The sequence below is a fragment of the Pseudomonas salomonii genome, assembly GCF_900107155.1.
Taxonomy (GTDB): domain Bacteria; phylum Pseudomonadota; class Gammaproteobacteria; order Pseudomonadales; family Pseudomonadaceae; genus Aquipseudomonas; species Aquipseudomonas salomonii.
Genome location: NZ_FNOX01000012.1, coordinates 124,570 through 146,951, shown reverse-complemented (window position 1 = coordinate 146,951; position 22,382 = coordinate 124,570). Strand labels below are relative to the sequence as shown.

Here is a 22,382-nt window from a genome sequence, read left to right as displayed (position 1 = left end):
GGGGGGTTCTGGCAGACCGCGGTGCCTGCATTCGCGAGCAAGCCCGCTCCCACATTCGACCGAGCCCCCCTATGAGAATGGGGTCAACTGTGGGAGCGGGCTTGCTCGCGAAGAGGCCATCACAGCCTCTACAAATCAAACAGCCAACAGGCGCTCACGCAACTTGCCAATCTCATCGCGCGTCTGCGCCGCCGCCTCAAACTCCAGATCCCGTGCCAGTTGGTACATCTTCTCTTCCAACTGCCGAATCCGTTTGGTGATCTCACTCGGCGAGCGCAGTTCGTTCTCGTACTTGGCGCTCTCTTCGGCCGCCTTGGCCATGCCCTTGCGCTTCTTGCTGCGCGAGCCCGGCACGGTGGCGCCTTCCATGATGTCGGCAACGTCCTTGAACACGCCCTTCGGGGTAATGCCATGCTCCAGGTTGAAAGCGATCTGCTTGTCGCGACGGCGCTCGGTCTCGCCAATCGCCCGCTCCATGGAACCGGTGATGCGGTCGGCATACAGAATCGCCCGACCATTGAGGTTACGCGCCGCCCGGCCAATGGTCTGGATCAACGAGCGCTCGGAACGCAGGAAGCCTTCCTTGTCCGCATCCAGAATCGCCACCAGCGAGACTTCCGGCATGTCCAGGCCTTCGCGCAGCAGGTTGATCCCCACCAGCACATCAAACACACCCAGACGCAGGTCGCGGATGATCTCCACGCGCTCCACGGTGTCGATGTCCGAGTGCAAATAACGCACACGCACGCCGTGGTCGGCCAGGTAATCGGTCAAGTCTTCGGACATGCGCTTGGTCAGCGTGGTGACCAGCACACGCTCTTCCAGGGCCACGCGCTTGGTGATTTCCGAGAGCAAGTCATCCACCTGGGTCAGCGCCGGGCGGATCTCGATTTGCGGGTCCACCAGGCCGGTCGGGCGCACGAGCTGCTCAATTACACGGCCGGCATGCTCGGCTTCGTAGTTGCCTGGCGTGGCAGACACGAAAATGGTCTGCGGGCTGATGGCTTCCCACTCGTCAAAACGCATCGGCCGGTTATCCAGCGCCGACGGCAGGCGGAAACCATATTCCACCAGCGTCTCTTTACGCGAACGGTCGCCCTTATACATGGCGCCGACCTGCGGCACGCTGACGTGGGATTCGTCGATCACCAGCAGCGCGTCGTCCGGCAAGTAGTCGTAAAGGGTCGGCGGCGGCGCCCCGGATTCGCGGCCCGAGAGGTAACGCGAGTAGTTTTCGATGCCGTTGCAATAGCCCAGCTCCAGGATCATCTCCAGGTCAAACCGGGTGCGCTGCTCCAGGCGTTGAGCTTCTACCAGCTTGTTGTTGGCGCGCAGGTACTCCAGGCGCTCGACCAGTTCGGCCTTGATGCCCTCGATCGCCCCCATCAGGGTTTCACGCGGCGTCACGTAGTGGCTTTTCGGATAGAAGGTGAAGCGCGGCAGTTTGCGGATCACCTCGCCGGTCAACGGGTCGAAGGCCGACAGGCTCTCGACCTCATCGTCGAACAGTTCGATACGGATCGCTTCGAGGTCCGATTCGGCCGGGTAAATGTCGATCACATCGCCACGCACACGGAAGGTGGCACGGGCAAAATCCATGTCGTTGCGGGTGTACTGCAGGCTCGTCAGGCGGCGCAGCAGCTCGCGCTGGTCGAGTTTGTCGCCGCGGTCGACGTGCAGCACCATCTTTAGATAGGTTTCCGGGCTGCCCAGGCCGTAGATACACGACACCGTGGTGACGATGATCGCGTCCTTGCGCTCCAGCAACGCCTTGGTCGCCGACAACCGCATCTGCTCGATATGGTCGTTGATCGACGCATCCTTCTCGATAAAGGTGTCGGACGACGGCACATAGGCTTCGGGCTGGTAGTAGTCGTAGTAAGAAACGAAGTACTCCACCGCGTTGTTCGGGAAGAACGCCTTGAACTCACCGTACAACTGCGCGGCCAGGGTTTTGTTCGGCGCCAGCACCAGGGTCGGGCGGTTGATCTGCGCGATCACGTTGGCGATGCTGAAGGTCTTGCCTGAACCGGTCACCCCGAGCAGCGTCTGGTGCGCCAGGCCGGCTTCGATGCCCTCGACCATCTGGCGAATGGCTTCGGGTTGATCGCCGGCGGGTTCAAAACGGGTGACGAGCTGGAAATCCGACATAACGTACCTCGTGAAGTCACCCCAGACTCAACACCGCCAGGGACGAAATAGCTCAGCACCCCGCGAAAAGTCTTCGCAGGCTGCAGGAAAAAAACCATGATAGCTGTAGAAGTGGTGGCGAATGTGACGGGTTTCAAGGCAATCGTCCTACCAGCCGTCGATGATCAATTGTGCAATAAGACTAACGGTGGGCAAATAAACCGAAAAACTTGGCCGAAAAGCCGTTTCGGCTGTCGCCCTGAGCCTGGATGGCCTCTATACTAGCTCCCCGTTTGTGCACCGCTCTAGTGCATTCGGCTGGAGCGCGACACGTCCCTCCTATCCCCCATAGAGCTGCCGCAAAAATGAGCCTGTTCTCCGCTGTCGAAATGGCACCACGCGATCCAATCCTGGGCCTCAACGAAGCATTCAACGCCGACACACGAACCACCAAGGTCAACCTTGGCGTGGGCGTTTACTGCAACGAGGAGGGGAAGATTCCACTCTTGCGTGCCGTTGCCGAAGCGGAAGCCATTCGTGTGGCGCAACACGCCGCCCGTGGCTACCTGCCGATCGACGGTATCGTGGCGTACGACCAGGCCGTGCAAAAGCTGCTGTTCGGCGCTGAGTCGCCACTGCTGAGCGCCGGCCGCGTGATCACCGCCCAAGCGGTCGGCGGCACCGGCGCGCTTAAAATCGGCGCGGACTTCCTCAAGCAACTGCTGCCCAACGCGGTCGTCGCAATCAGCGACCCGAGCTGGGAAAACCACCAGGCGCTGTTCGAAAAAGCCGGCTTCCCGGTGCAGACCTACCGCTACTACGACGCCGCCACCCACGACGTCAACCGTGCCGGCCTGCTCGAAGACCTCAACGCCCTGCCGCCGCAGTCCATCGTGGTGCTGCACGCCTGCTGCCACAACCCCACCGGTGTCGACCTGAGCCCGGCCGACTGGCAAAACGTGCTGGACGTGATCAAGGCCAAGAACCTGGTGCCGTTCCTCGACATGGCCTACCAGGGCTTTGGCGACGGCATCCACGAAGACGCCGCGGCCGTGCGCCTGTTCGCTGAATCGGGCCTGACCTTCTTTGTTTCCAGCTCGTTCTCCAAGTCGTTCTCGCTGTACGGCGAACGCGTGGGCGCGCTGTCGATCGTCAGCGAATCCAAGGAAGAAAGCGCGCGCATCCTGTCCCAGGTCAAGCGCGTTATCCGCACCAACTACTCCAACCCGCCGACCCACGGCGCGGCGATCGTGGCGGCCGTGCTGAACAACCCTGAGCTGCGCGCCCAATGGGAAGCGGAACTGGCCGAAATGCGCCTGCGCATCCGCGGCATGCGCGAGCAGATGGTCGCCGAACTGGCCAAGGCTGCACCGGGCCACGACTTCAGCTTCGTCGGCCGCCAGCGTGGGATGTTCTCCTACTCCGGCCTGACCGTTGAGCAAGTCACCCGCCTGCGCACCGAGTTTGGCATCTACGCGCTCGACACCGGCCGTATCTGCGTGGCCGCGTTGAACCAGTCGAACATTGGTGCGGTAACAAAAGCGATTGTTCAGGTTCTATAACCCGGCCAGCGCCATACGAAGGGGGAAGCCAATGGCTTCCCCCTTTTTGTTGGCCAAGCCACTAGACTGAACCCTGATCGCCCCTTTGCTGTGAGAGCCCTATGAGAAACGACGACCTGGACCTGCGCGCCGACCGCGACGAACTGCATGACTACGCACCGCGCCCGCCGCAAGCAAAGCGCCAGAAAAGTCTGGTGCTGCAAGTGGCACTGGGTGTGTTTCTGGGTGGGTTGGCGCTGTGGTTGGTGCAGCTGGGCGCCACGGCGATAATGGCCAAGCTCGCCATGGGCACCCTGCAATTCGGCGGCTGAGCACGAATCAAAAGGTGAGAGCTGGCTTGCCTGCTCCCACCTTTGATTTGCGGTGCTTATCGATTAATCGACCGTCACGTTCCCCACTTGCTTCCTGTGTATGACCTATCGACGCTAGCGCTTGACTGGCGCATCCCAGCAGTCCGGCCGGCGTGCGCAGACATCGTATTGGCGATCCATCAAGGCCATGCGATTGATGTGGGCGTCCGTGGCCGCCCGGAACGACTGATTGCTGGTCATGATATAAGCCGCGGTGCGATCACTCAGGCGTGCGCTTAACTGGCGGCGGGTGTGGGCATCCAACGCCTGGGGCGCGGTGGCCATGGTTTGAAGTGTCACGTCGCTCAGGCGGCTCAACTCATCGCGGTAGGTGTTTACGTACTCGGCACGGGCCGCGTCATGCTGGTGGTTCAAGTCGTACTGCATCGCTTCCAGGTTTTGCTTGTAGAGCGCCCAATAGCCCTCGGGCAGCACACCACCGTCTTGTTTACGCAACTTGGCAATGCGCGCGTCGTTATCCGAAGCCGGTTGAAGGACGGGCTTGTGCGACGAAATCACGACGGGGTCTTGAGCGATGATCTGGTCGATCCAGCCCACCCGTGAAGGGTTCGAGGGCAAAACCTGGCCTAGGGGTTCAAGCGGCACTGGCGCAGCAGATGGGGGTAACGACACTGACGGGGCGCAACCACCCAGCAGTAACAGGGTGCATAGCAGGGTCAAGGCGAGGACGTTGCGAAAAGGCATAAGTTCTCCATGAACTAAGGCGAATCGAAAGGGCGCGGCAGATAATATCATTGAGCCATCATCCAATGTCAGCCCATCGCCCGAACTTTCGCCGGGCGGTACGGCGCATCAATGCAGCATCCGGCTAAGCAGCCGGTGCCCATCTGCCGTCACCTCGACCATCGCCGACAACATCACACCGTCGGCACCGTCCGTGGAGAGCAGGCTCCAAAAGCCCGGCGGCTGGTACCTCACCCCCACGGTGCACGCCTTGGCAGCATGGCCTTCCTTGGGGTGGTTATGGACAGGTCCGGATTGTACCTGCACCCAGCACCCAAGATGGACTACCATACCGCGCCGGTTCCCAAACGGGACTAATAGGGAATTCGAAGCGCAGCCCATCGCGCCAATCGAAACTGCCCCCGCAACTGTAGGTGCCGAGCCTGCTCCCCACTGCCACTGAGCCATGCTCGGGAAGGCCGGAGCGAGGCGACGACGCATCAGTCAGGAGACCTGCCGGCAAAGCGTTATCACCAACCGGCGGGGTGTCCGGGAAGGACATCCGCGCCCTGCAAACCTGCAGCGTTCAAAGGTGTGTTTCCGAGCCGTACCTGCCCTGTTTCCCGTACGGTTCACTCGGAGATTGCCCCATGCTGCTACGCGTTTGCGCCCTGATCACCGGCCTGGGCGTTTGTGCCCTGGCCCACGCCACGCCGACTCACTACCCGCTGACGGTCGAAAACTGCGGCAGCAGTGTCACCTTCCAACAGGCCCCGGCACGCAGCGTGAGCATCGGCCAGGCCGCCACCGAGATGCTTTACGCCCTGGGCGTAGGGGATAAAGTGGTCGGCACTTCGCTGTGGTTCAACAGCGTATTGCCGCAGTTCAAGGCGCAGAACGACAAGATCGAGCGCCTGGCCGACAACGAGCCGAGCTTCGAAGCCGTGATCGCCAAGCGCCCGCAACTGGTGGCCGCCGAGCTGGAATGGGTAGTCGGCCCCCAAGGCGTGGTCGGCACTCGCGAGCAATTCCATGAACTGAAGATTCCCACCTACGTGCTGCCCTCCGACTGCGAAGGCAAGGACAACCTGGTGGGCGCTGACGGCACGCGGCTGGAGCCGTTCCGCATTGACACGATCTATAAAAGCATCAGCCAGTTGGCCGAGATCTTCGACGTGCAAGCCCGTGGCCAACAGTTGAACGACGCACTCAAGGCACGCCTGGCCAAGTCGGTCGCCACTGCGCAAGGCAAAGGCCTCAAGCACGCCAGCGCGCTGGTGTGGTTCTCCAGCAGCGAGATGGCTGCCGACCCGTATGTAGCCGGCCACAAGGGCATTCCCGAATTCATGCTGCAAACCCTCGGCCTGCACAACGTGGTGCAGTCGGATGAAGAATGGCCCGCCGTCGGCTGGGAAACCATCGCCAAGGCCAACCCGACCTTCCTGGTGATCGCCCGTATGGACCGCCGCCGCTACCCCGCCGACGACCATGAAAAGAAACTCGCCTTCCTGCGCAGCGACCCGGTCACCCGCAACATGGACGCGGTGAAAAACAACCGCATCATCATTATTGACGCCCTGGCGCTGCAGGCCAGCCTGCGCATGTTCGACGGCCTGGAACAACTGGCCGGCGCCATCGACGGCTACGACCTGCCGAAATGATGCGCACCCTACTCGCCCTCACCGTGTTGCTGATGGCCGTGCTCGCCGGCACCGCCATCGGCGAAACCGCCATCGAACCGCAAGTGGTCTTGCAAGTGCTGGCCAACAAACTCTGGGCCGCCGGTTACGTGCTCGACCCGATCGACGAAGGCGTGGTGTGGAACTACCGTCTGACCCGCGCCCTGGTCGCCGCCGCCTGTGGCGCGGGGCTGGCAACCTGCGGGGTGATCCTGCAGTCGTTACTGCGCAACCCATTGGCCGATCCATACCTGCTGGGCATCAGCGCAGGCGCCTCGACCGGCGCAGTGTTGGTGGCATTGATGGGCGTGGGCGGCGGGCTGATTTCGCTGTCGGCGGGCGCGTTTGTCGGCGCCATGGCGGCGTTTGCGTTGGTGATTCTACTGGCGCGGGCCAGCGGCTCAGCCAGCGGCACCGGCCAGATCATCCTCGCCGGCATCGCCGGCTCGCAGCTGTTCAATGCCCTCACCGCGTTCCTGATCACCAAGTCCGCCAGTTCCGAACAGGCGCGCGGCATCATGTTCTGGCTGCTGGGCAACCTCAGCGGCGTGCGTTGGCCGTCGGTGTTGCTGGCAGTGCCGGTGGCGGTCGCCGGCCTGGCCGTGTGTGTGTGGCATCGGCGTGCGCTGGATGCGTTTACCTTCGGCACCGACTCGGCCGCCTCGCTGGGCATTGCGGTGCGGCGCGTGCAGTTTGTGCTGGTCGGTTGCGCAGCGCTGGTGACGGCGGTGATGGTGTCGATTGTCGGCTCCATCGGTTTTGTCGGGCTGGTGATTCCCCACGCCGTGCGCCTGCTGCTGGGCACCGGGCATTCACGCTTGCTGCCGGCCAGTGCGCTGGGCGGCGCGTTGTTCTTGATCGCCGCGGATGTGCTGTCGCGCACGCTGATCAAGGGCCAGGTGATTCCGGTGGGCGTGGTCACGGCGCTGGTCGGCGCGCCGGTGTTTGCGTTGATCCTGATTGGCCGGAGAAATGCGCGATGACCGTACTCAGTTGTACCGGCCTGGGCTTCAAGGTACGCGACGCCGAGTTGCTGCGCGATATCCACCTGGAGGTTCAGCAAGGGGAAACCTTGGGCGTTGTCGGGCCGAACGGCTCGGGTAAATCCACCCTGCTCAAATTGCTTGCCGGTTTGCGCGTGCCCGCGTCCGGCGAAGTGTGGCTGGGCGGTCAGCGCCTGACCAAGCTGTCCCGCCGCCTTGTTGCGCAACACCTCGCGGTGGTGGAGCAGCAGGCTGATACCGACGATGCCATCCGCGTATTCGACGCCGTGGCACTGGGCCGCACACCCTGGCTGTCGGCGCTGAGCCCCTGGTCTGACGCAGACGATGCCATCGTGCGCCAGGCGCTGCACGACGTGGACGCCACCCACCTGAGCCAACGCGCCTGGCGCAGCCTCTCCGGCGGCGAGCGCCAACGCGTGCACATCGCCCGAGCGTTGGCGCAACGACCGCAGATTTTGTTGCTGGATGAACCGACCAACCACTTGGATATCCAGCATCAATTGGCGATTTTAAAAGGCGTGCAAGCACTGCCGGTGACCACCTTGATTGCGTTGCATGACCTGAACCAGGCGCTGACCTGTGATCGTTTGGCGGTACTGGATCGCGGGCGCCTGGTGGCGCTGGGCAAACCGCTGGAGGTGCTGACGCCGCAGCGGCTACAGGAGACATTCGGGGTACAGGCGCATTACCTCACGGACCCGTTCGACGGCGCGCAAATCCTGCGATTACGCCCCATTTAATGGACTGCTCACCGTGCAAAGGTGGGAGCTGGCTTGCCTGCGATGGCGGCGGATCAGTGCCATAGCCGGGGCTGACACACCGCTATCGCAGCATAGTTATCTACACAACTTTAGAGGCGTCCCATTTCTCCTGTGGCGAGCAGGCTTGCGACAGACTTCTAACCGGTTCAAGCCAGCTCCCGCCTTGATCTATAGAGCCCGCTGCATATGCGTGGTCTGCCACACCGGGTCGGCTTCGACGTCGATCACCTCAAACCCCTGCCGCCGCCAAAAATCAATCGCTCCCGGCAAAAACGGATGGGTATGCAGGTAAACCACCTCCACCCCATCCGCCTGTGCCTTAGCCTCCAATGCGCGATACAACTTCCCTGCCAAACCAAAACGGCGAAACGCCGGCAGCACGAACAGGCGCACCACCTCGACGACCTTGCGACCCCGGTAGTTCAACTGCGGGAAGCGCCCGTCGTACGGCAGATAGCCAACGGCAGCCACGATTTGAGCGCCCACACAGGCCAGCAGAAACTGGCCGTCACCCTCAAGGTAAACGGCCTCAAATCGCGCCAGGTCATCCGGCAGGCCAGTGGCGCTGAGCTTGGGGAAAAGCTCGGCACGGGCCTGCAGCACAAAGGCCAGCACTTGCGGGAGGTCGGCGGCCGTGACCGTCCGAAGGGTCGGGCTGTGTGTCATACCACCTCCATCGCTCAGTGTCATTTGGCGTGCACGTAGCAAAAAGCAGTGCCCTTCACGCCCGACGCATGGATGCTGACATGGCGCGTGGCAAAGCCTGGCTTCTCGACAAACTGCTTCTCTTGCCAACTCGCATAGACACCGTACTGATAGCCGATGGCGCCATTGGCATACCAGGACACGGCCATCTTATACACGCCCTTCTCATCCGGAGCCTCCCACAGCGCCTTGTCGATGATCGGCTTCGCCTGGTTGAACGTGCGAAGGTGAAACGTACGCGGCCCGCCGTTTGGCTCGGTCGAACTGGACAGAAACAGCGTGTCGTCCTCGGCATCGTCTTCGGCGGCCGCCAGAATCACTGCCGGCACCCACTTCTCGCCCCGGTACTCTTTCTCGATCATCACCGTGCAGCTCAACGAGCCGTCACCTGGGGTCTTCATCTTGAATTGCCGCTCGTACTGCCCGTAGGGCACATCAAACGAGAAATGGTATTCGGCGGCTTGAACACCTGCCACCAGCAAAAATGCCGATAGCCCTACAACTGCATGGGAAAGGGTCACGTGTGCGTCCTTGCGGGAATCTGGAAATCAGGGTGTCAGAGGTTACGCGGGGTGCAGGTGAATGGCTAATCACTACAAGCGTGCACCGCCTGGATTCTCGCCGATATCCACCGCCGGCTGTAAGCAAGTACGCCATCCGCCATCGCCACCGGAAAATGAATAAACCCATGGGCCGACTCCGGCAACAAGTGCGCCTCAACCTGCGCGGCCGCGCCCCAGCGTTCGGCCATCTGTAGCGTGTCATCCAGCAATGGGTCCAACTCACCCACAAACATCAACGCGGGCGGCAGCCCTGTAAAGTCGCCATACAACGGTGACAACGGCGGCTGCCGACGTTCTTCATCACTCAAGCCCGGCGTGAGCAGGCGCAGCGCGTCGACCATGCCCGGCCCGTCCAGCAACAACGTCTCGGGCCCCGCCGTACGCACGCTCGGTGTGCCGCTCAAGTCATATACGCCGTAGTACAACACCGCACCGCTCACACGCTTGAGCAATTCAGGCCATTGCTTGAGCGCCAGCAGCGTTGCGGCCGCCAGATGCCCACCGGCCGACTCACCCACGACAAACACCGGCAAATCGGCAAACTCCTCACTGCCGAGCAGCCAGCGCGCGGCATTCAGGCAGTCCTCCATCAGCCCTTCAACCGGCGTGTGCACCGCCAATCGATAGTCCACCGACACCACCGCCACGCCGCACGCCTGCACCATGCCCAGGTTGAGGTCGTCGTCCATTTGCGCATTGCCGATCACCCAGCCGCCGCCGTGGATATCCAGCACCACGCCTTGGGTTTGCCCCTCGGGCCGCAGGATGCGCACGGGCACGCCGGCCACTCGGCGGGTTTGAGCCGCAGGCGCTTGCTTGAGCTTTTGACTGACTCGCAGCAGCGCCTGAATCAAACGCGGTGTGACGCGGTTGCGGATTTTAAAACGCGGCAGCCAGGCGAGCTTTTTATTGAACCGGCGCATCTGCGCCAGTTCAGCCTCGCTCGCGGGCCAAAGTGTGTGAGCCATCAGCGGTTATTACGCAAGATCGAGAAATTCAACGCCGCCGCCACACTCAGCCACGCCAGGTAAGGGAACAGGATCAAGCCGGTGATCAAGTCCAGCCGCAACGCCATCACCACCAACGCCGCCACCACCAGCCACAGCAGCACGATCACCACCATCCCGGCCAAGAGGTTGTGAGCCCCAAAAAATACCGGCGTCCACAGCGTGTTCAGCGCAATCTGCGCCGCCCACAGGCCCAGGGCCAATTGGCTGCCGGGCATCATCGTCAGGCGATAGCCCGCCCACGCGAGCAGCAGGTAGATGACCGTCCAGGCCACCGGAAACAACCAATTGGGCGGGGTGAAGCTGGGTTTGACCAGGGTTTCGTACCACTGGCCGGGCTTGAAAATGATGCCGGTACTGGCGGCGGCGCCGCAGGCGATGAGGAAAATCAGAAAGATCATGAGCTATCCACTCTCAGGGTTCATTTGAAGATAGGACGTATGGGCAACCGGTAAAAGTTCACAAATCATCCGGCGAAACGATCGTGAGCCAAGGCCAGCGCGCCTGATAACTCCTGGCTTTGGCGGCGAACAACTCAGGCTCGCGGTGCAGCGGGTTAATGCGCAACACGCCCTGCTCCACATCCGCTAACCCATAGGGCGCATACACTTCGCCGGTGTCGATCTCCAGCCCGATGCAGGTGCCGGCCACCAGGTAACGGTCCACGCCCTGTTTAGCCGAGTGCAGCTGCGGGTAAGGCCGACCAAAGCGCTCGCCGTACCAAAGGTGCACCCGCGCCTGGTTCTTGACCTCGACGTTAACGCCCAAATCCTCAAACAACCGTGCGGCGGCGCGGATCACTTTGTCCTCAGCTTCGTAGGACAAGTCCGTGTCGAAGTAAAAGACGTCGTAGTCCTTTACGTTATGCGCCGCAGGCAAGTTTGACTGATGGTTCCAAACGGCCTGGAACAGGCAGCCCGCCGTGAGCATGCACTGCGCCACACCAAGGTCGGGCAGGCGTGCGGTGATTTCGGCGTTGATGGGGTTGGCCATGGCCAGGTCGAGCAGGGTTTTGACGGTCAATGTCATGGTGGGCATTCCTTGTGTATTCAGCGCGGTTCAAGCCACCGACCCTACACGACGGCGGGGAGGGTTTCGTGACAGCAATGTTTCTATACACTTTGCCCGCCCGCCCCCCATCGTCAAGGATAAAACGATGCGAATCAGAGAAATAGCCCTCATCACCGCCAGCGCCCTGCTGCTCACCGCCTGCAGCGACAGCCCGTCGGACGCCGATATTCAAGCCGCGCTGCAACCCAAGCTCGAAGGTCCGTCCTGCGTCAGGGCGGCGATGTTCAACCGCTTCCCGGTGACCCTGAGTGACAGCGTCATGAGCGGCACCTCCGGCGCCAACCAGCCCGCCTTCGACGCCCTGACCGACGCCGGCCTGCTGGCCAAAAGCGACAACACCTACAGCCTTACCGACAACGGCCGCGCCGCCTACGTGCAGCAAGAGTCCGGGTTCTGCTACGCCCAGGGCTATGAAATCGCCAAGATCCAGAACATCGCCGCCAACGCCAACCCGATGGGCGCCGCCGTGGATAAATCCTGGGTAGTGACCGTGGACATCCGCCAGAAAACCATCGCCGACTGGGCCAACACCCCGGCGATTGAAAAACTGGCCCGTAACCCGGAAAACCTCTCCGAAGTGCCCAAGACCTACACCGTGGTGGTGGGCCGCTTGAAGGGTGAGCAAACGCTGAAGCTGATCGACCCACGGTTTTCAATCATGCGTGGGGTTGGGGTGAACCAGGCCTACTGACCCGTACAAAGGCTGTAATGCCCTGCACCACCTTGCTCCATTGCCTACGCGTGCGTCAGAATCCGCCGGCTTGTGTGCTGAGGTGGCCGTCTCTAAGGTGGCTCGGTCGCTGAATGTTCAGTGATCGGGTTTAGTAGCCCACGGTTTAACCTAACAAGTGCACAAGCTTCATCCATCAGACGTTCCTGTCTGTGCTTGATGGTGGCTGTGCGTAGGGCGTCCTCGGGCGCGCCGGTTTTGTTAGGTTCCACCGGTCTACTAACCTGCGTACAGCTGCCGCCTTTTCGTTTAGTAGCGATGGGGTCGTAGCCCAAGCAAGGAACTTAACAATGGCTAATGACACAACAGACTCAACCACCCTCTTCACCGTCGTCCCCGACGCCAACACCGAAACCCTCATCACCAACAGCTACGAAACCTTCACCAGCGTCAGCACACTGCTGCTCGACCTGTCCGAAGACCTGTGCGGCAAACACCGCGACATTGCCCTCGCCATCCACCAACTAAGCGAACTGGGCGTGCTGCTCACGGCCAAATTGCTCGACCGTGAAGCGCCTTGCCCTGGCTGATAAACAGCCCTAGGCAGCGCCGCTGATGGCGCTGCCTCAATTGGCGCCTGGGTAGTGATCGACATACTGCCCTGCGCGCACAGCATCCGGCATTGCCGGGTTCCTAACCCTTCAACTCAGCCGCGCGGTTACTCGCCGCATCGTCGTAAGCCACATACAAGGATTCGGCGATCTGGCTTTTGATGGCTTTGGTGGATTCCAGGCCCAGGACAAACCCTTCGGCTTTACCGCCAGCGCGGTTGAGTTCTTCGTGGGTGGAAGCGCCGGTGATAGCGTCAAGGAGCTTGATGGCGTGAGGGCCGACGCCTTTTGGGAGGGAGATTTGGTCGATGGACATTGAGAGCTGCCTGATAAGGAAAGGTCACTAGTAACTGTCGAGTATGGTAGACCGGCTCACGAAGAAAAGGGCAGCTTTCGTAAGATCTCGGTTTCGGTACCGTCAAACAACTGCAGACGGCTCAAGAGGCTGAAAAACCGTGAAAAACGAAAGCCCCAGTCGTCCTTGACGAATATTGAATTTCAGTATAAAAAGTCACCGTTCTTTACGCGTTCAAAGCTAGATAGCGTGTGCTGTCTTAAGGCTTAGTCGGGCGTTTCGCCAGACTCAAAATCATTGCTTGGTTTTATTCCGCAGACAAGATCTGCGGACCTACACTCGCAAGCTCCCTCCGGTCCGCAGATCTTGTCTGCGGCTGATTCTTGGTAAAGAGCACTCCTTTCGCATGGATCCGCGACAAAAAATTCTTGCTGACATCAATCTTGAAAGCAGTAAGATTTTTTACTCGCGGAAGCCAATTGTGCTTCTATGCGGCGGCTTCGTGCCAGAGAAGCCTCACCCAGATGCACAGGACCCACCTGTCAAGTCTCTACGCGACGCCATTACACGTCGGGTGATAAATCTCGCGAACCCTCCATACGTTTTTAGACCTGAGGAAATCAAGTCTTGGCAAGATGATGGTGTTTTTAGAAACTTAATGGATTTCGAGTCTGACTTAGCTAGTATTTGCTCACTCGTTGCCATAGTAGTAGAAAGTGAAGGATCCATCGCCGAGTTAGGCGCATTCTCTCAACTTCCCGACTTAAGAAAGAAGCTCATAGTTATTGTCGCAGAGGAACTATCTCAAGATAAGTCTTTTATTAATCTCGGAATACTAAGATACATAAAAGAAGAACACGAAACAAGTGTAAAAATCTACCCTTGGCAAATAAAATACCCGCTTGAAATCTCACTCGACATGGTAAACGACGTCGTCGAAGACATCCAAATTGAACTTGAAGCATTAAAAAAAACTCAAACATTTAATATTCAAAACGACGTACACTTGATGACATTAATCTACGAATTAATAAAAATATTCGTCGCACTAAAAGAAAGCGAACTACTTGACTCGCTAAAAAATTTCGGCAGAGAAGTTCACCGAGACGCATTGCGCAGAAGACTTTTCCTACTAGAACAATTTGGACTAATAGAAAAAATCAGTTATAGCGATTCGATTTTCTATGCATCCAGAGATGATACCTTTCATAGATTGCGACTAGCTACAAAAACTGATGGTTCAGTAGACTTTTTGCGCTCTAGAATAGAATGCCTAGAGTACTACAAAGAAACCAACAGCGAGCGCAATCGAAATAGAGCCATCCATAAAGCCAAACTAGGTGGACATTAATGGACGTCTACGATTTCCGAAAGCACGTCTCAGAAACTTTGGCCATACCGTCTCATGATGTTGCGAGGCTAATAATTCGAGCCCCACACACATATAAAAAGTACGAAATCCTCAAAAAGGATGGAGGCAGCCGCTCAATAGCTCAACCTGCAAGAGAGACGAAAGTAATACAGCGCCTTCTGATGGAAAATTTGTTTTGCTATTTACCCGTGCACGAATGTGCTGTTGCCTATAAAATCGGTTCAAGTATCAAAAAAAATGCCCAACAGCATCGCCAAAATCAATTTATCTCTAAATTTGACTTTAGAAATTTTTTTGGCTCAATCACCGAAAGAGACATCGCCGCACATCTCAGATATGTATTTGTCGGGAAAATTTCCGAAAATAGCATTTCAGATATCGCCCGTGTCTGCTGCATTAGAAACACTCTGACTGGCAACCTATGCTTAAGCATAGGAGCACCTAGCTCACCCGTACTTTCGAATTCGATACTATACTATTTCGACATAGCCATTCAAACATGGTGCAATGAAAGAAACATAGTTTATACACGATATGCAGACGATATGACTTTTTCAAGCAATGAAAAAGGAGTTACAGCTTCGATTGAGAGCTTTTTAAAACAGACATTAAAAGATATAAAACATCCATCCTTGGTGCTTAATGAAAAGAAAACAATACACCTTTCACGAAAGCATCAACGGCGAATAACTGGGCTCGTGCTTTCTAATGACGGATCAATATCGCTAGGTCGTGAAAAAAAACGTTTGATCAGCGTAATGATCCACCATTACCTTCTACAAAAGCTAGATGAGAAAGACGTCCCCATACTTCAAGGGCTGCTTGGATTCGCTAAAGATGCGGAACCTCTGTTCGTATCTAGAATGCGCGCCAAATATGGCAGTTTTGCAATATCAGAGATCATGCGTGGCCGGATGAAAAAATAATGCCATTTACTAATAGAACAATTACAGACTTCACCAACCCTTCGCCTTCTTCCTTCTAGGCATCGAGCGAGGGATATGTCAGCGCCCGCCCTAATCACCGTTTGCCGAAAAAGTTTAAGGCTGGCCTCACCAGCCGGTTCTTATCGTTCAGTCTTCTCCACCAACACCCCAAACAACTCCCCCCGCGGCATCTCACTCACCGCAATCCCCGCATTCTCAAACCACTCCTTCCCCGCTTCCGGATGCGGCCCACTCAACACCACCACCCCCTTCTCATACCGATACTGCGCCGCCGCCACATCGCCATTGCGATAAGTCGCAATCACCGTATACGGCGCGTGCCCATCAGCCTTGGGAAAATACGGCCCATCCTGATAGAACACATTGTCCGGCTTGCCATCCCACACCACCCGCACCGCCGCGTCTTCAATCCCGCGCACTTCAAAGCCCGGTCGCCCGGCTTCGGAGTCGAGGTCCTGGGGTATCAACCCGAAGTTGCTGTTATCGGCAAGATAAGCGCCCATGCATAACCCCAGGTAGCGCCCGCCCTTGGCCACGTAGTCGCGAATGGCGTCCACGCGTGCATCACCGAAGCTGTCGAGCGCAGCGGGTATGTCCTGCCCGCCGCCCGGCTGAACATAGAGGTCATAACGCGCGAGGTTTTGCGGGGTGATGTCGATGGCTTCGTCCGCGCCTACAAAGTCGATCTGGTAGTTGGGGCTGAGCCGCAGCAAGGCGTTTTTGACGTTCTCGGAACAGTCATCACAGCCCGCCGGGCCACGGTAGATGGCGACGTGGGTGATGGGCGTTGCGGCCTGTGCCCAGGGTGATTGCAAGGTGGCGAGTGCAAAAAATGCGGCAGCGATGGCGGGCAGTTTCATGGTGGTGGGCTCAGCGAACAGGGGAGTCGGGTTGTTCAAAGCCTATATCGAACGCGACTTTGAATTCGTTAACAGTTGTAAATCAGCTACTGTCGCCTGAAACCACATTCGCCAAGAGGGCCTGTAATGGAGCTGAAGTTCAGCCACGTCGACGTACTGGTCGAGAACCTTGAAGAAACCTGCGCTTATTACGCCAAAATTTTCAAGGCCAAAATCTCAACCACTCAAGTCTGGAATCGCGGCGGCTTTCATGTGCGGTATGCGGTGGTGCTGATGGGCCAGGAGCGTTTTATGCTGGTGCAGCCGTTGGCGGGCAACTTGCGCGAGCTGTTGGACGCGCACGGTGAGGGCATGATTTATCGGCATTGCTACACCACGCCGGATATTGAGGTGGCCTATGCCGAGTTGATGGCCGAGGGTGTGCAGCCGCAGGATGAAAACGGCCGGCCCTTGAGCCTGGCGGATCTGCAGTCGCCGTCCGGCACGCGCATCATTTGGTTGCCCAAGCGTTTTGGGCATTTCTCCATCGAGATTCTGGAGGAGAAAGGCTTGGAGGCGTTTATGCTGGCCGCGTTTGCTTGAACGGCGTTGCATGGGTTGCAGCGACATCCATTACGCGCTGTCTGAGCGCACGCGGTTGAGGCGCGGTGTGGCATTCAGGTCTAAGGCGTTTGACTTCGAACCGATGGGGAACAACTGGCTAATTCGTGAATATGGGCCGGATAATGTTACGCATTTTTTGAATCTCAGGACTTTTGATGCCCCTAACCAAACGCGACATTGCCCGCCTTGAACGCCGCCTGGTGGCCACGTTGACCGACGCCTGCGAAACCGCCAAAGCTGAAACCCCGGGCTTCGAGTGGCTGACTCACACGGTCGACTACGCCGCGTTCCCGCAAAGCCTGCGGGTGATTTGGGTGTTCGATACGCAGGCCAATAAGGAACTGGCCCTGGCAAACGGGGCGGATCAACGTATGCGCGAACTGACGGCTGCGGCGCTGCACGACGCCGAGGTGGCCTCGGTGAAAATCGAGCGTTGCGTGCGCTTTGATTGCGAAGAAGCCTGCAACCTCCAACATGGCGGCGATTGGCGGGCACGCCTGGCCTGATACTGCGGCGATGCAGGTGGTTCGGTTCGGCAGGTCGACCGTGTTGATGCCTTCGCAGGCAAGCCAGCTCCCACAGGGGTCGTGGAGCCGGAAGGCAAGCAAGGCACGCAGTCGCGTGTCAGCTGCTCGGTGCAGGGCGGCGTGAATGCCGGGCTGCTGGCGCAGTTGCGGCCGGATATTGCGCCGATTGACTACCCGCGCACCGTTGCACAAACCAATATCGGCGATGCCGCAGACCCCGCCAACGTCCTCCAGCAGATGAGTTCGCCTCTGCTGCAACCGAAGCTCAAAACGCTGAACTACAGCTACCTGTCGAAACAAGGCGATGGCAGCAAAGACGTGCCCACGTCGGTCAGGTTAAAGGCCGAGGGTGCCTTGCTGGTGAAGAACGAGGCCTATGGCAACATTTTCAACGTCGATTGCCTGACCCAGGCCGACCTGATCCAGTTGAAATCAAAGATGAACGGCGTGGGCGATGGCCGTGTGCTGCAAACCCAATAAGCCGATTTGAAGGTGCCGACCAGTTGGGCACCAGGCCAGACGTTGAGTGTTCACCTGCGCATGCTGAATGTACCTGGCAAGCCCACCGACACGGCCATCGAAACGAGCCTGACCTGCAAGGTCGGCGAGCGTATTGCGGCGCGACACGTGTTTGCCTCGTTGAGCGGCGACGCCATCAAGCTGGCATGCGACCAAGGAGACTATAAGACTGCTCGCGTGTTTATCGAGGACTTGGGCGTGGCCCTGACGCTGGAGTCAACGTCGAGCCAAACGCATTATGTGAATGAATATACAGCGGTGGATGTGGTGCACTAACAATCGCTATCGACGGCCCTTGATTTGCACGACACCGACACGCTTCCAAGGCGCTTGCTTCTCGCTGCACGCCAGCTCACCGGGGAACCGGTAAGTGCTCAGCTGCTTGAGCACCACCTGATCAATCACGTCGTTGCCCGAACTGCTCACTATCAATAGCCTGGGCTCCTCGGAGCCCTCTACAGCCTCCACTTGAACTTTGACCTGAGTGCCCTGCGGGCCGGGATTATAGGTTTTTGACACCGTGTACTGAGCCATCAGCAACGCGCGCTCGAGCCTGCCCCTGGCCGTCTCGGACCACACGCTGTAGTAACGTTGCTCCTGCGCAGCGGTCATTGCCACACCCCGCGTGCACAGCCGTTGGATACCCTTCCAGGCGTCACCAAAACTGGCGTTTGTCGCGCTCAGATAAAGCGCCATGGCGCCGTCCAGGTCCCGAGGGCCGCCCTTGCCTTCCTCCATCAGCTTGGCCAACCCCGTTTCAGCATTGGTGCTTTTTGGGCTGCCGATGGTGTCGATGGCGCGCCGATATAGCTGCCTGGCTTTCACATAATCCGGCGGCCCGTCATGGCCGCTCTCGGCGATCTGGCCGAGGTAGAAATACGCCTGCGCGTTGACGCCGGCTACCGACTGATACAACGTTTTGGCTTTAGCAATGTCTTGCGACACACCGTGGCCGTTTTCATACATGCCCGCCAGCAGCGTTGTGCACAGGGTGTCCCCATTCTCGCTGCGCTTGCGGATATACGTGACCTGATCGGAAGAGATCGACTCCACATCTCTGTACGCCCAGCAGCGCATGCTGGCGACAGGGTCATCCTTGTCGGCGTAGCTTTGGCAGCCGCTCATCAAGGCGGCAAGTGTGACTAAAACCAGAACCTTGCTCATCAATTGCACACACCGTGCAACTCACGCGCACTGCGCCACAGGTCATACAGGTCGTCGGCCATGCGCTCTGCAGTGCGCGCCCTTTTTTCGGCGTGAGTCAGCGCCATCAAGTGCTCATCGCTCGGCTGCTTCATGTTGAGGTCGCAGGTGTAGCGCCAGAGCAGGCCGTTGCTGCTCACACCGTCGTTGGGTAGCGCTATTGTCAGGGTTTCCAGCCAGGTGTAGGCGCGCAGATGGGCTTGCACATCGCAGTAAAAACCACAGTAGAAACGTTGATTGAGTTCGAGGTAGACCGCGCCCGGCATAAAACCCAGCTCGTAATAAATACCGTAGTAGCGGTTATCCCGAGCGGCGCTGTAGTAACGATGAATCACCGCCGCCGTTGGGACTTCATAAGGCTTGGGCAACTCAGGGTATTTATCGGCAATGCACTGCGCAACCGCCTGCCAGAGTTCCAGCTGCAGGTCTTTCAGGGTTTCGGTGTAGGCTTTTTGCAGGTCACGCACCACCAGCAGGTTGTTGTCCTGGCGTAACGTCTGCTTGAGTGCATCCATGTAAGCGTGCCCCTGGTCCTGAAACGTGAGTTTGGCGATGAGGTCGATATATTGCAGCAGGCTTTCACGCACAGCGGCTTCGCGGATCACCCACTGCTGACAGTGCTCGAGCCACAGCAGGATGTCGGCAGCATAGCTGATGCGCTGGTAGTCGATGCCCCGGCAACTGCGCGGGTCGGCGTCGCGACCGTCGAGGGTGAGGTACACCGGCGGGTAGGTCTGGTAGCCCTCGGCTTGCAGGGTGTGCAGGTAGCGGAACAACTGGGCGTCCTGGTCTTCGGCGTAAAGCTTGTTTTCGATGATGATGGCTTGGCGTTTAGTATTGCGGATCAGGATGTCGACGTTGCGGTATTCGACCTCCACAGTGACATCGTGACAGTCGAAGCCCTCGATATTCAAAGCTTCCAGAAACAGTTGCAGCAACTTGCTCCCGGCCGCGTGCGCACCTTGAGGGTTGAGCAGAAAGGCCAGGTAGCGCGAGTGCAGGCGCACTTCATCGGAGCCGCTGCGCAGCAAAGTGAACAGGTTGAAGGCCGGCAGGCGGTGCAGTTCGGCCCGAAGTAAAGCGGCGCGGTGGATCAAGGGGGGCAAGGCTCATTTCCTTATGCGGGCAATGCGAGGGAGTGATTGTATTGCGCCATCACCGAATATGCATCCCTGCCATACTCATTGGCGCCCCTGTGCGCCACCCGGGCAATCAGCCTGCTCGCGCAGTGACGACGCCACCATCAAATCGTGCGCCAACGCGCGCACCACGGCCAAATCATGGCTAATAACAGGTAGGTCAGGCCGTGCTCTTCCTGCAACCTTTGGTTGTTTTTTTCCGCGCATTCCCCTCAACTACTGCCCTGCCCTCACACGCGAGTATCAACCTTGGAACGCTATGAATCGCTGGTCATCGGCCTGGGTGCCATGGGTGCCGCCACGGTGTATCAACTGGCGAAAGCCGGTGTGAACGTCGCCGGTATCGACCGTCATCACCCGCCCCACACCCTGGGCTCCAGCCATGGCGACACGCGTATCACGCGGCTGTCGGTGGGCGAAGGCGCGCAGTACGTGCCCATTGTGCGGCGTTCCCACGCTATCTGGCGCGAGCTGGAGGCGTTGTCGGGGGAGGCGCTGTTTGAGCAGTCGGGGTTGCTGGTGCTCACCTCTCGTGATGACTTTGATCCCAGCGATGCAACCGACTTCACCCTGCGCACCATTGGCCTGGCGCAAACCTACGGCATTGAACATGAGCTGCTGGACGCTGCACAGATTCGCCAGCGTTTCACGCAATTTGCCCAAGTGGCGCAGAGCGCCATCGGCTATTACGAGCCTGGCGGCGGCTTCGTGCGCCCAGAGCGGTGCATTGATGTGCAGCTCAGTTTGGCCGAACAACACGGCGCCACGCTGTACAAGGGCGAGACGGTGACTCACATCGGTTCGGATGCTCACGGCGTCACGGTGACCACCAACCAGCGCACGCTACAGGCCGACAAGTTGGTCGTGAGTGCAGGCAACTGGGCCGGCGAGTTGCTCGGCGCGCCGTTTGACCGGTTGCTGAGTGTTTACCGGCAACAGCTGTTCTGGTTCGCGCTGGAGCCCGGGGCCGACCTGGTGGGCAAATCCCCCACCTATATCCTCACGCACGATCAAGGCCAGACCCACTATGGTTTCCCGGCGTTGCCCGGCGAAGGCAGCCTGAAGCTGGCTACGGCGCAATATCACACCACCTCCACGCCGCAAACGCTGGACCGCACGGTCTCGGCGGCGCAAGCGCAGGCGATGTACGAACAGCATGTTCAGGGCCGTATCACCGGCGTGTCGGCCAAGGTGGTCAAGTCGGCGGTGTGTGCCTACACCGTGACGCCGGACCACGATTTCATCATCGACAAACACCCCACGCTGCAGCACACCCTGGTGGTGTCGCCGTGCTCGGGGCACGGCTTCAAGCATTCGGCGGCGCTGGGTGAGGCGTTTGCGCAGTGGTGCATGCGTGGGTCGAGTGAGCTGGACCTGTCGGCGTTTTCGCTCAAGCGCTTCGAGGGCCAATAGGCCCTGGCACTGAGGCCAGGCGCCGGCTTACTTGGCAAACGCGTACTCGCCGCCCTGCTCCACCGCCTTGCGGTACGCAGGTCGCGCCTGGAAGCGTTGCACCCAGGCCGCCAGGTTTGGATACGCCTGCAACTTGCCCTGGGCCTTGGCGATTTCGCCGATAAAGCTCATCTGGATGTCCGCGCCGCTCAGTTCGTCACCGAGCAGATACGGCGTATCCGCCAGCACATCATTCAGATAGCCCAGGTAATTGGCCACCTCCGACTCGATACGCGGGTGCAACGGCGCGCCGGCCTCTCCCAGGCGCCCGACATAGAGGTTGAGCATCAGCGGCAGCATGGCCGAGCCCTCGGCAAAGTGCAGCCATTGCACATATTTGTCGTACGCTGCGGTGGCAGGATCAGGCTGCAGGCGGCCTTGGCCATGGCGGCGGATCAGGTAGTCGATGATGGCGGCGGATTCGATCAATACCAGGCTGCCGTCTTCGATAACCGGGGATTTGCCCAGCGGGTTGATGGCCTTGAGTTCCGGTGGTGCCAGGTTGGTTTTCGGGTCGCGCTGATAGCGCTTGACCTCGTAGGGCAGGCCGAGCTCTTCAAGCAGCCAGAGGATGCGCTGTGAGCGCGAGTTGTTAAGGTGGTGAACGGTGATCATGGGCAACTCCGCAGGGCAAGGGTGGGTGTCAGGGGTTGAGACTACGCCAGCAC

At 59.1% G+C, this 22,382-nt stretch carries 26 protein-coding genes, 1 pseudogene and 1 riboswitch; of the genes and pseudogenes, 14 read left to right on the top strand and 13 right to left on the bottom strand.

All coding sequences use genetic code 11. From position 1 onward, the window contains the following. Positions 1 to 135: 135 nt before the first annotated feature. Complete coding sequence (gene uvrB, locus BLV67_RS25270) at positions 136 to 2,151, bottom strand: excinuclease ABC subunit UvrB (protein WP_056861227.1); 2,016 nt, start codon at positions 2,149 to 2,151, stop codon at positions 136 to 138. Positions 2,152 to 2,495: 344 nt separating this feature from the next. Between uvrB and BLV67_RS25265 the strand changes: the two genes are divergently transcribed. After that, positions 2,496 to 3,692 (top strand): amino acid aminotransferase, encoded by a 1,197-nt coding sequence (locus tag BLV67_RS25265; RefSeq protein ID WP_017138725.1) that lies wholly within the window; start codon positions 2,496 to 2,498, stop codon positions 3,690 to 3,692. 101 nt (positions 3,693 to 3,793) lie between these two features. Further along, positions 3,794 to 4,003 (top strand): hypothetical protein, encoded by a 210-nt coding sequence (locus BLV67_RS25260; RefSeq protein WP_065911752.1) that lies wholly within the window; start codon positions 3,794 to 3,796, stop codon positions 4,001 to 4,003. 114 nt (positions 4,004 to 4,117) lie between these two features. On the opposite strand, the gene BLV67_RS25255 is transcribed toward BLV67_RS25260, so the two are convergent. After that, positions 4,118 to 4,747, bottom strand: coding sequence for a hypothetical protein (locus BLV67_RS25255; protein WP_065911750.1), 630 nt, complete (start codon positions 4,745 to 4,747; stop codon positions 4,118 to 4,120). A gap of 320 nt (positions 4,748 to 5,067) precedes the next feature. Continuing rightward, a riboswitch (cobalamin riboswitch) is annotated at positions 5,068 to 5,261 on the top strand. A 115-nt stretch (positions 5,262 to 5,376) separates the two neighbouring features. Here BLV67_RS25255 and BLV67_RS25245 point away from each other — a divergent pair. Genes BLV67_RS25245 through BLV67_RS25235 form a run of 3 tightly spaced genes read left to right on the top strand, consistent with a single transcriptional unit; the run spans position 5,377 to position 8,149 of the window. Next, positions 5,377 to 6,387 carry an ABC transporter substrate-binding protein gene (locus BLV67_RS25245; RefSeq protein WP_065911747.1) on the top strand — a complete coding sequence of 337 codons (1,011 nt, stop codon included), beginning with the start codon at positions 5,377 to 5,379 and terminating at the stop codon, positions 6,385 to 6,387. Next, positions 6,384 to 7,388, top strand: coding sequence for a FecCD family ABC transporter permease (locus tag BLV67_RS25240; protein WP_069786608.1), 1,005 nt, complete (start codon positions 6,384 to 6,386; stop codon positions 7,386 to 7,388). Before BLV67_RS25245 ends, BLV67_RS25240 begins: the two co-directional genes overlap by 4 nt. Further along, complete coding sequence (locus BLV67_RS25235; protein ID WP_069786607.1) at positions 7,385 to 8,149, top strand: ABC transporter ATP-binding protein; 765 nt, start codon at positions 7,385 to 7,387, stop codon at positions 8,147 to 8,149. The genes BLV67_RS25240 and BLV67_RS25235 overlap by 4 nt, the downstream gene beginning before the upstream one ends. Positions 8,150 to 8,338: 189 nt before the next feature. Here BLV67_RS25235 and BLV67_RS25230 read toward each other — a convergent pair whose 3' ends face one another. From BLV67_RS25230 to BLV67_RS25210, 5 genes are all read right to left on the bottom strand, one after another. Then, positions 8,339 to 8,836, bottom strand: coding sequence for a GNAT family N-acetyltransferase (locus tag BLV67_RS25230; protein WP_069786606.1), 498 nt, complete (start codon positions 8,834 to 8,836; stop codon positions 8,339 to 8,341). A 20-nt stretch (positions 8,837 to 8,856) separates the two neighbouring features. Continuing rightward, the gene (locus BLV67_RS25225) at positions 8,857 to 9,396 is read right to left on the bottom strand and encodes a hypothetical protein (protein ID WP_069786605.1); all 540 of its coding nucleotides are present in this window, start codon (positions 9,394 to 9,396) and stop codon (positions 8,857 to 8,859) included. Positions 9,397 to 9,461: 65 nt separating this feature from the next. Beyond that, a complete protein-coding gene (locus BLV67_RS25220; RefSeq protein ID WP_069786604.1) occupies positions 9,462 to 10,406 on the bottom strand; it encodes an alpha/beta hydrolase in 945 nt (314 codons plus the stop codon). Further along, a complete protein-coding gene (gene tspO / locus BLV67_RS25215) occupies positions 10,406 to 10,846 on the bottom strand; it encodes a tryptophan-rich sensory protein TspO (RefSeq protein ID WP_069786603.1) in 441 nt (146 codons plus the stop codon). The genes BLV67_RS25220 and tspO overlap by 1 nt, the downstream gene beginning before the upstream one ends. A gap of 58 nt (positions 10,847 to 10,904) precedes the next feature. Then, on the bottom strand, positions 10,905 to 11,474 hold the full coding sequence (locus tag BLV67_RS25210; protein ID WP_069786602.1) for a nucleotidyltransferase family protein: 570 nt from the start codon (positions 11,472 to 11,474) through the stop codon (positions 10,905 to 10,907). A gap of 127 nt (positions 11,475 to 11,601) precedes the next feature. Between BLV67_RS25210 and BLV67_RS25205 the strand changes: the two genes are divergently transcribed. Together BLV67_RS25205 and BLV67_RS33030 are read left to right on the top strand one after the other, a co-directional pair. After that, positions 11,602 to 12,207: a hypothetical protein gene (locus tag BLV67_RS25205; protein WP_069786601.1), complete on the top strand. Its 606-nt coding sequence runs from the start codon at positions 11,602 to 11,604 to the stop codon at positions 12,205 to 12,207. Between the two features lie 329 nt (positions 12,208 to 12,536). Further along, positions 12,537 to 12,776, top strand: coding sequence for a DUF6124 family protein (locus tag BLV67_RS33030; protein ID WP_069786600.1), 240 nt, complete (start codon positions 12,537 to 12,539; stop codon positions 12,774 to 12,776). Between the two features lie 103 nt (positions 12,777 to 12,879). Here the strand turns inward: BLV67_RS33030 and BLV67_RS25195 are convergent, their stop codons facing one another. Continuing rightward, the gene (locus tag BLV67_RS25195; protein WP_069786599.1) at positions 12,880 to 13,113 is read right to left on the bottom strand and encodes a hypothetical protein; all 234 of its coding nucleotides are present in this window, start codon (positions 13,111 to 13,113) and stop codon (positions 12,880 to 12,882) included. A gap of 385 nt (positions 13,114 to 13,498) precedes the next feature. On the opposite strand from BLV67_RS25195, the gene BLV67_RS25190 reads away from it, so the two are divergent. Further along, positions 13,499 to 14,443 carry a retron St85 family effector protein gene (locus tag BLV67_RS25190; protein WP_069786598.1) on the top strand — a complete coding sequence of 315 codons (945 nt, stop codon included), beginning with the start codon at positions 13,499 to 13,501 and terminating at the stop codon, positions 14,441 to 14,443. Then, a complete protein-coding gene (locus BLV67_RS25185) occupies positions 14,443 to 15,390 on the top strand; it encodes a retron St85 family RNA-directed DNA polymerase (RefSeq protein WP_074854545.1) in 948 nt (315 codons plus the stop codon). Before BLV67_RS25190 ends, BLV67_RS25185 begins: the two co-directional genes overlap by 1 nt. A 140-nt stretch (positions 15,391 to 15,530) precedes the next feature. Here the strand turns inward: BLV67_RS25185 and BLV67_RS25180 are convergent, their stop codons facing one another. Beyond that, a complete protein-coding gene (locus BLV67_RS25180; protein WP_069786597.1) occupies positions 15,531 to 16,271 on the bottom strand; it encodes a BPL-N domain-containing protein in 741 nt (246 codons plus the stop codon). A gap of 126 nt (positions 16,272 to 16,397) precedes the next feature. Between BLV67_RS25180 and BLV67_RS25175 the strand changes: the two genes are divergently transcribed. The 4 genes from BLV67_RS25175 (at position 16,398) to BLV67_RS33410 (ending at position 18,196) form a co-directional block, all read left to right on the top strand. Further along, complete coding sequence (locus tag BLV67_RS25175; protein ID WP_069786596.1) at positions 16,398 to 16,853, top strand: VOC family protein; 456 nt, start codon at positions 16,398 to 16,400, stop codon at positions 16,851 to 16,853. A 176-nt stretch (positions 16,854 to 17,029) separates the two neighbouring features. Continuing rightward, positions 17,030 to 17,380 (top strand): hypothetical protein, encoded by a 351-nt coding sequence (locus tag BLV67_RS25170; protein WP_069786595.1) that lies wholly within the window; start codon positions 17,030 to 17,032, stop codon positions 17,378 to 17,380. An 81-nt stretch (positions 17,381 to 17,461) separates the two neighbouring features. Then, complete coding sequence (locus BLV67_RS33415; RefSeq protein ID WP_069786594.1) at positions 17,462 to 17,881, top strand: hypothetical protein; 420 nt, start codon at positions 17,462 to 17,464, stop codon at positions 17,879 to 17,881. Between the two features lie 42 nt (positions 17,882 to 17,923). After that, a complete protein-coding gene (locus BLV67_RS33410; protein WP_244160768.1) occupies positions 17,924 to 18,196 on the top strand; it encodes a hypothetical protein in 273 nt (90 codons plus the stop codon). A 6-nt stretch (positions 18,197 to 18,202) separates the two neighbouring features. Here the strand turns inward: BLV67_RS33410 and BLV67_RS25155 are convergent, their stop codons facing one another. From BLV67_RS25155 to BLV67_RS33760, 3 genes and pseudogenes are all read right to left on the bottom strand, one after another. Continuing rightward, complete coding sequence (locus BLV67_RS25155) at positions 18,203 to 19,084, bottom strand: tetratricopeptide repeat protein (RefSeq protein ID WP_065911099.1); 882 nt, start codon at positions 19,082 to 19,084, stop codon at positions 18,203 to 18,205. After that, positions 19,084 to 20,229 (bottom strand): PDDEXK-like family protein, encoded by a 1,146-nt coding sequence (locus BLV67_RS25150; protein WP_065911098.1) that lies wholly within the window; start codon positions 20,227 to 20,229, stop codon positions 19,084 to 19,086. The genes BLV67_RS25155 and BLV67_RS25150 overlap by 1 nt, the downstream gene beginning before the upstream one ends. A gap of 132 nt (positions 20,230 to 20,361) precedes the next feature. Next, positions 20,362 to 20,450 (bottom strand): annotated as a pseudogene (locus BLV67_RS33760) (hypothetical protein); the annotation flags it as partial. 61 nt (positions 20,451 to 20,511) lie between these two features. Between BLV67_RS33760 and solA the strand changes: the two are divergent. Next, on the top strand, positions 20,512 to 21,675 hold the full coding sequence (gene solA / locus BLV67_RS25145; RefSeq protein ID WP_074854544.1) for an N-methyl-L-tryptophan oxidase: 1,164 nt from the start codon (positions 20,512 to 20,514) through the stop codon (positions 21,673 to 21,675). A gap of 27 nt (positions 21,676 to 21,702) precedes the next feature. On the opposite strand, the gene BLV67_RS25140 is transcribed toward solA, so the two are convergent. Next, the gene (locus tag BLV67_RS25140) at positions 21,703 to 22,329 is read right to left on the bottom strand and encodes a glutathione S-transferase family protein (protein ID WP_069786592.1); all 627 of its coding nucleotides are present in this window, start codon (positions 22,327 to 22,329) and stop codon (positions 21,703 to 21,705) included. Positions 22,330 to 22,382: the final 53 nt, after the last annotated feature.

Bases quoted from the DNA above. Each gene is read 5' to 3' on its own strand.
- BLV67_RS25210 (WP_069786602.1), bottom strand. From the start codon at position 11,474: ATGACATTGACCGTCAAAACCCTGCTCGACCTGGCCATGGCCAACCCC.
- uvrB (WP_056861227.1), bottom strand. From the start codon at position 2,151: ATGTCGGATTTCCAGCTCGTCACCCGTTTTGAACCCGCCGGCGATCAA.
- BLV67_RS25155 (WP_065911099.1), bottom strand. From the start codon at position 19,084: ATGAGCAAGGTTCTGGTTTTAGTCACACTTGCCGCCTTGATGAGCGGC.
- BLV67_RS25205 (WP_069786601.1), top strand. From the start codon at position 11,602: ATGCGAATCAGAGAAATAGCCCTCATCACCGCCAGCGCCCTGCTGCTC.
- BLV67_RS25230 (WP_069786606.1), bottom strand. From the start codon at position 8,836: ATGACACACAGCCCGACCCTTCGGACGGTCACGGCCGCCGACCTCCCG.
- BLV67_RS25240 (WP_069786608.1), top strand. From the start codon at position 6,384: ATGATGCGCACCCTACTCGCCCTCACCGTGTTGCTGATGGCCGTGCTC.
- BLV67_RS25140 (WP_069786592.1), bottom strand. From the start codon at position 22,329: ATGATCACCGTTCACCACCTTAACAACTCGCGCTCACAGCGCATCCTC.
- BLV67_RS25235 (WP_069786607.1), top strand. From the start codon at position 7,385: ATGACCGTACTCAGTTGTACCGGCCTGGGCTTCAAGGTACGCGACGCC.
- BLV67_RS25265 (WP_017138725.1), top strand. From the start codon at position 2,496: ATGAGCCTGTTCTCCGCTGTCGAAATGGCACCACGCGATCCAATCCTG.
- BLV67_RS25195 (WP_069786599.1), bottom strand. From the start codon at position 13,113: ATGTCCATCGACCAAATCTCCCTCCCAAAAGGCGTCGGCCCTCACGCC.
- BLV67_RS25175 (WP_069786596.1), top strand. From the start codon at position 16,398: ATGGAGCTGAAGTTCAGCCACGTCGACGTACTGGTCGAGAACCTTGAA.
- tspO (WP_069786603.1), bottom strand. From the start codon at position 10,846: ATGATCTTTCTGATTTTCCTCATCGCCTGCGGCGCCGCCGCCAGTACC.
- BLV67_RS25170 (WP_069786595.1), top strand. From the start codon at position 17,030: ATGCCCCTAACCAAACGCGACATTGCCCGCCTTGAACGCCGCCTGGTG.
- BLV67_RS25260 (WP_065911752.1), top strand. From the start codon at position 3,794: ATGAGAAACGACGACCTGGACCTGCGCGCCGACCGCGACGAACTGCAT.
- BLV67_RS25180 (WP_069786597.1), bottom strand. From the start codon at position 16,271: ATGAAACTGCCCGCCATCGCTGCCGCATTTTTTGCACTCGCCACCTTG.
- BLV67_RS25190 (WP_069786598.1), top strand. From the start codon at position 13,499: ATGGATCCGCGACAAAAAATTCTTGCTGACATCAATCTTGAAAGCAGT.
- BLV67_RS33030 (WP_069786600.1), top strand. From the start codon at position 12,537: ATGGCTAATGACACAACAGACTCAACCACCCTCTTCACCGTCGTCCCC.
- BLV67_RS25245 (WP_065911747.1), top strand. From the start codon at position 5,377: ATGCTGCTACGCGTTTGCGCCCTGATCACCGGCCTGGGCGTTTGTGCC.
- BLV67_RS25220 (WP_069786604.1), bottom strand. From the start codon at position 10,406: ATGGCTCACACACTTTGGCCCGCGAGCGAGGCTGAACTGGCGCAGATG.
- BLV67_RS25185 (WP_074854545.1), top strand. From the start codon at position 14,443: ATGGACGTCTACGATTTCCGAAAGCACGTCTCAGAAACTTTGGCCATA.
- BLV67_RS25255 (WP_065911750.1), bottom strand. From the start codon at position 4,747: ATGCCTTTTCGCAACGTCCTCGCCTTGACCCTGCTATGCACCCTGTTA.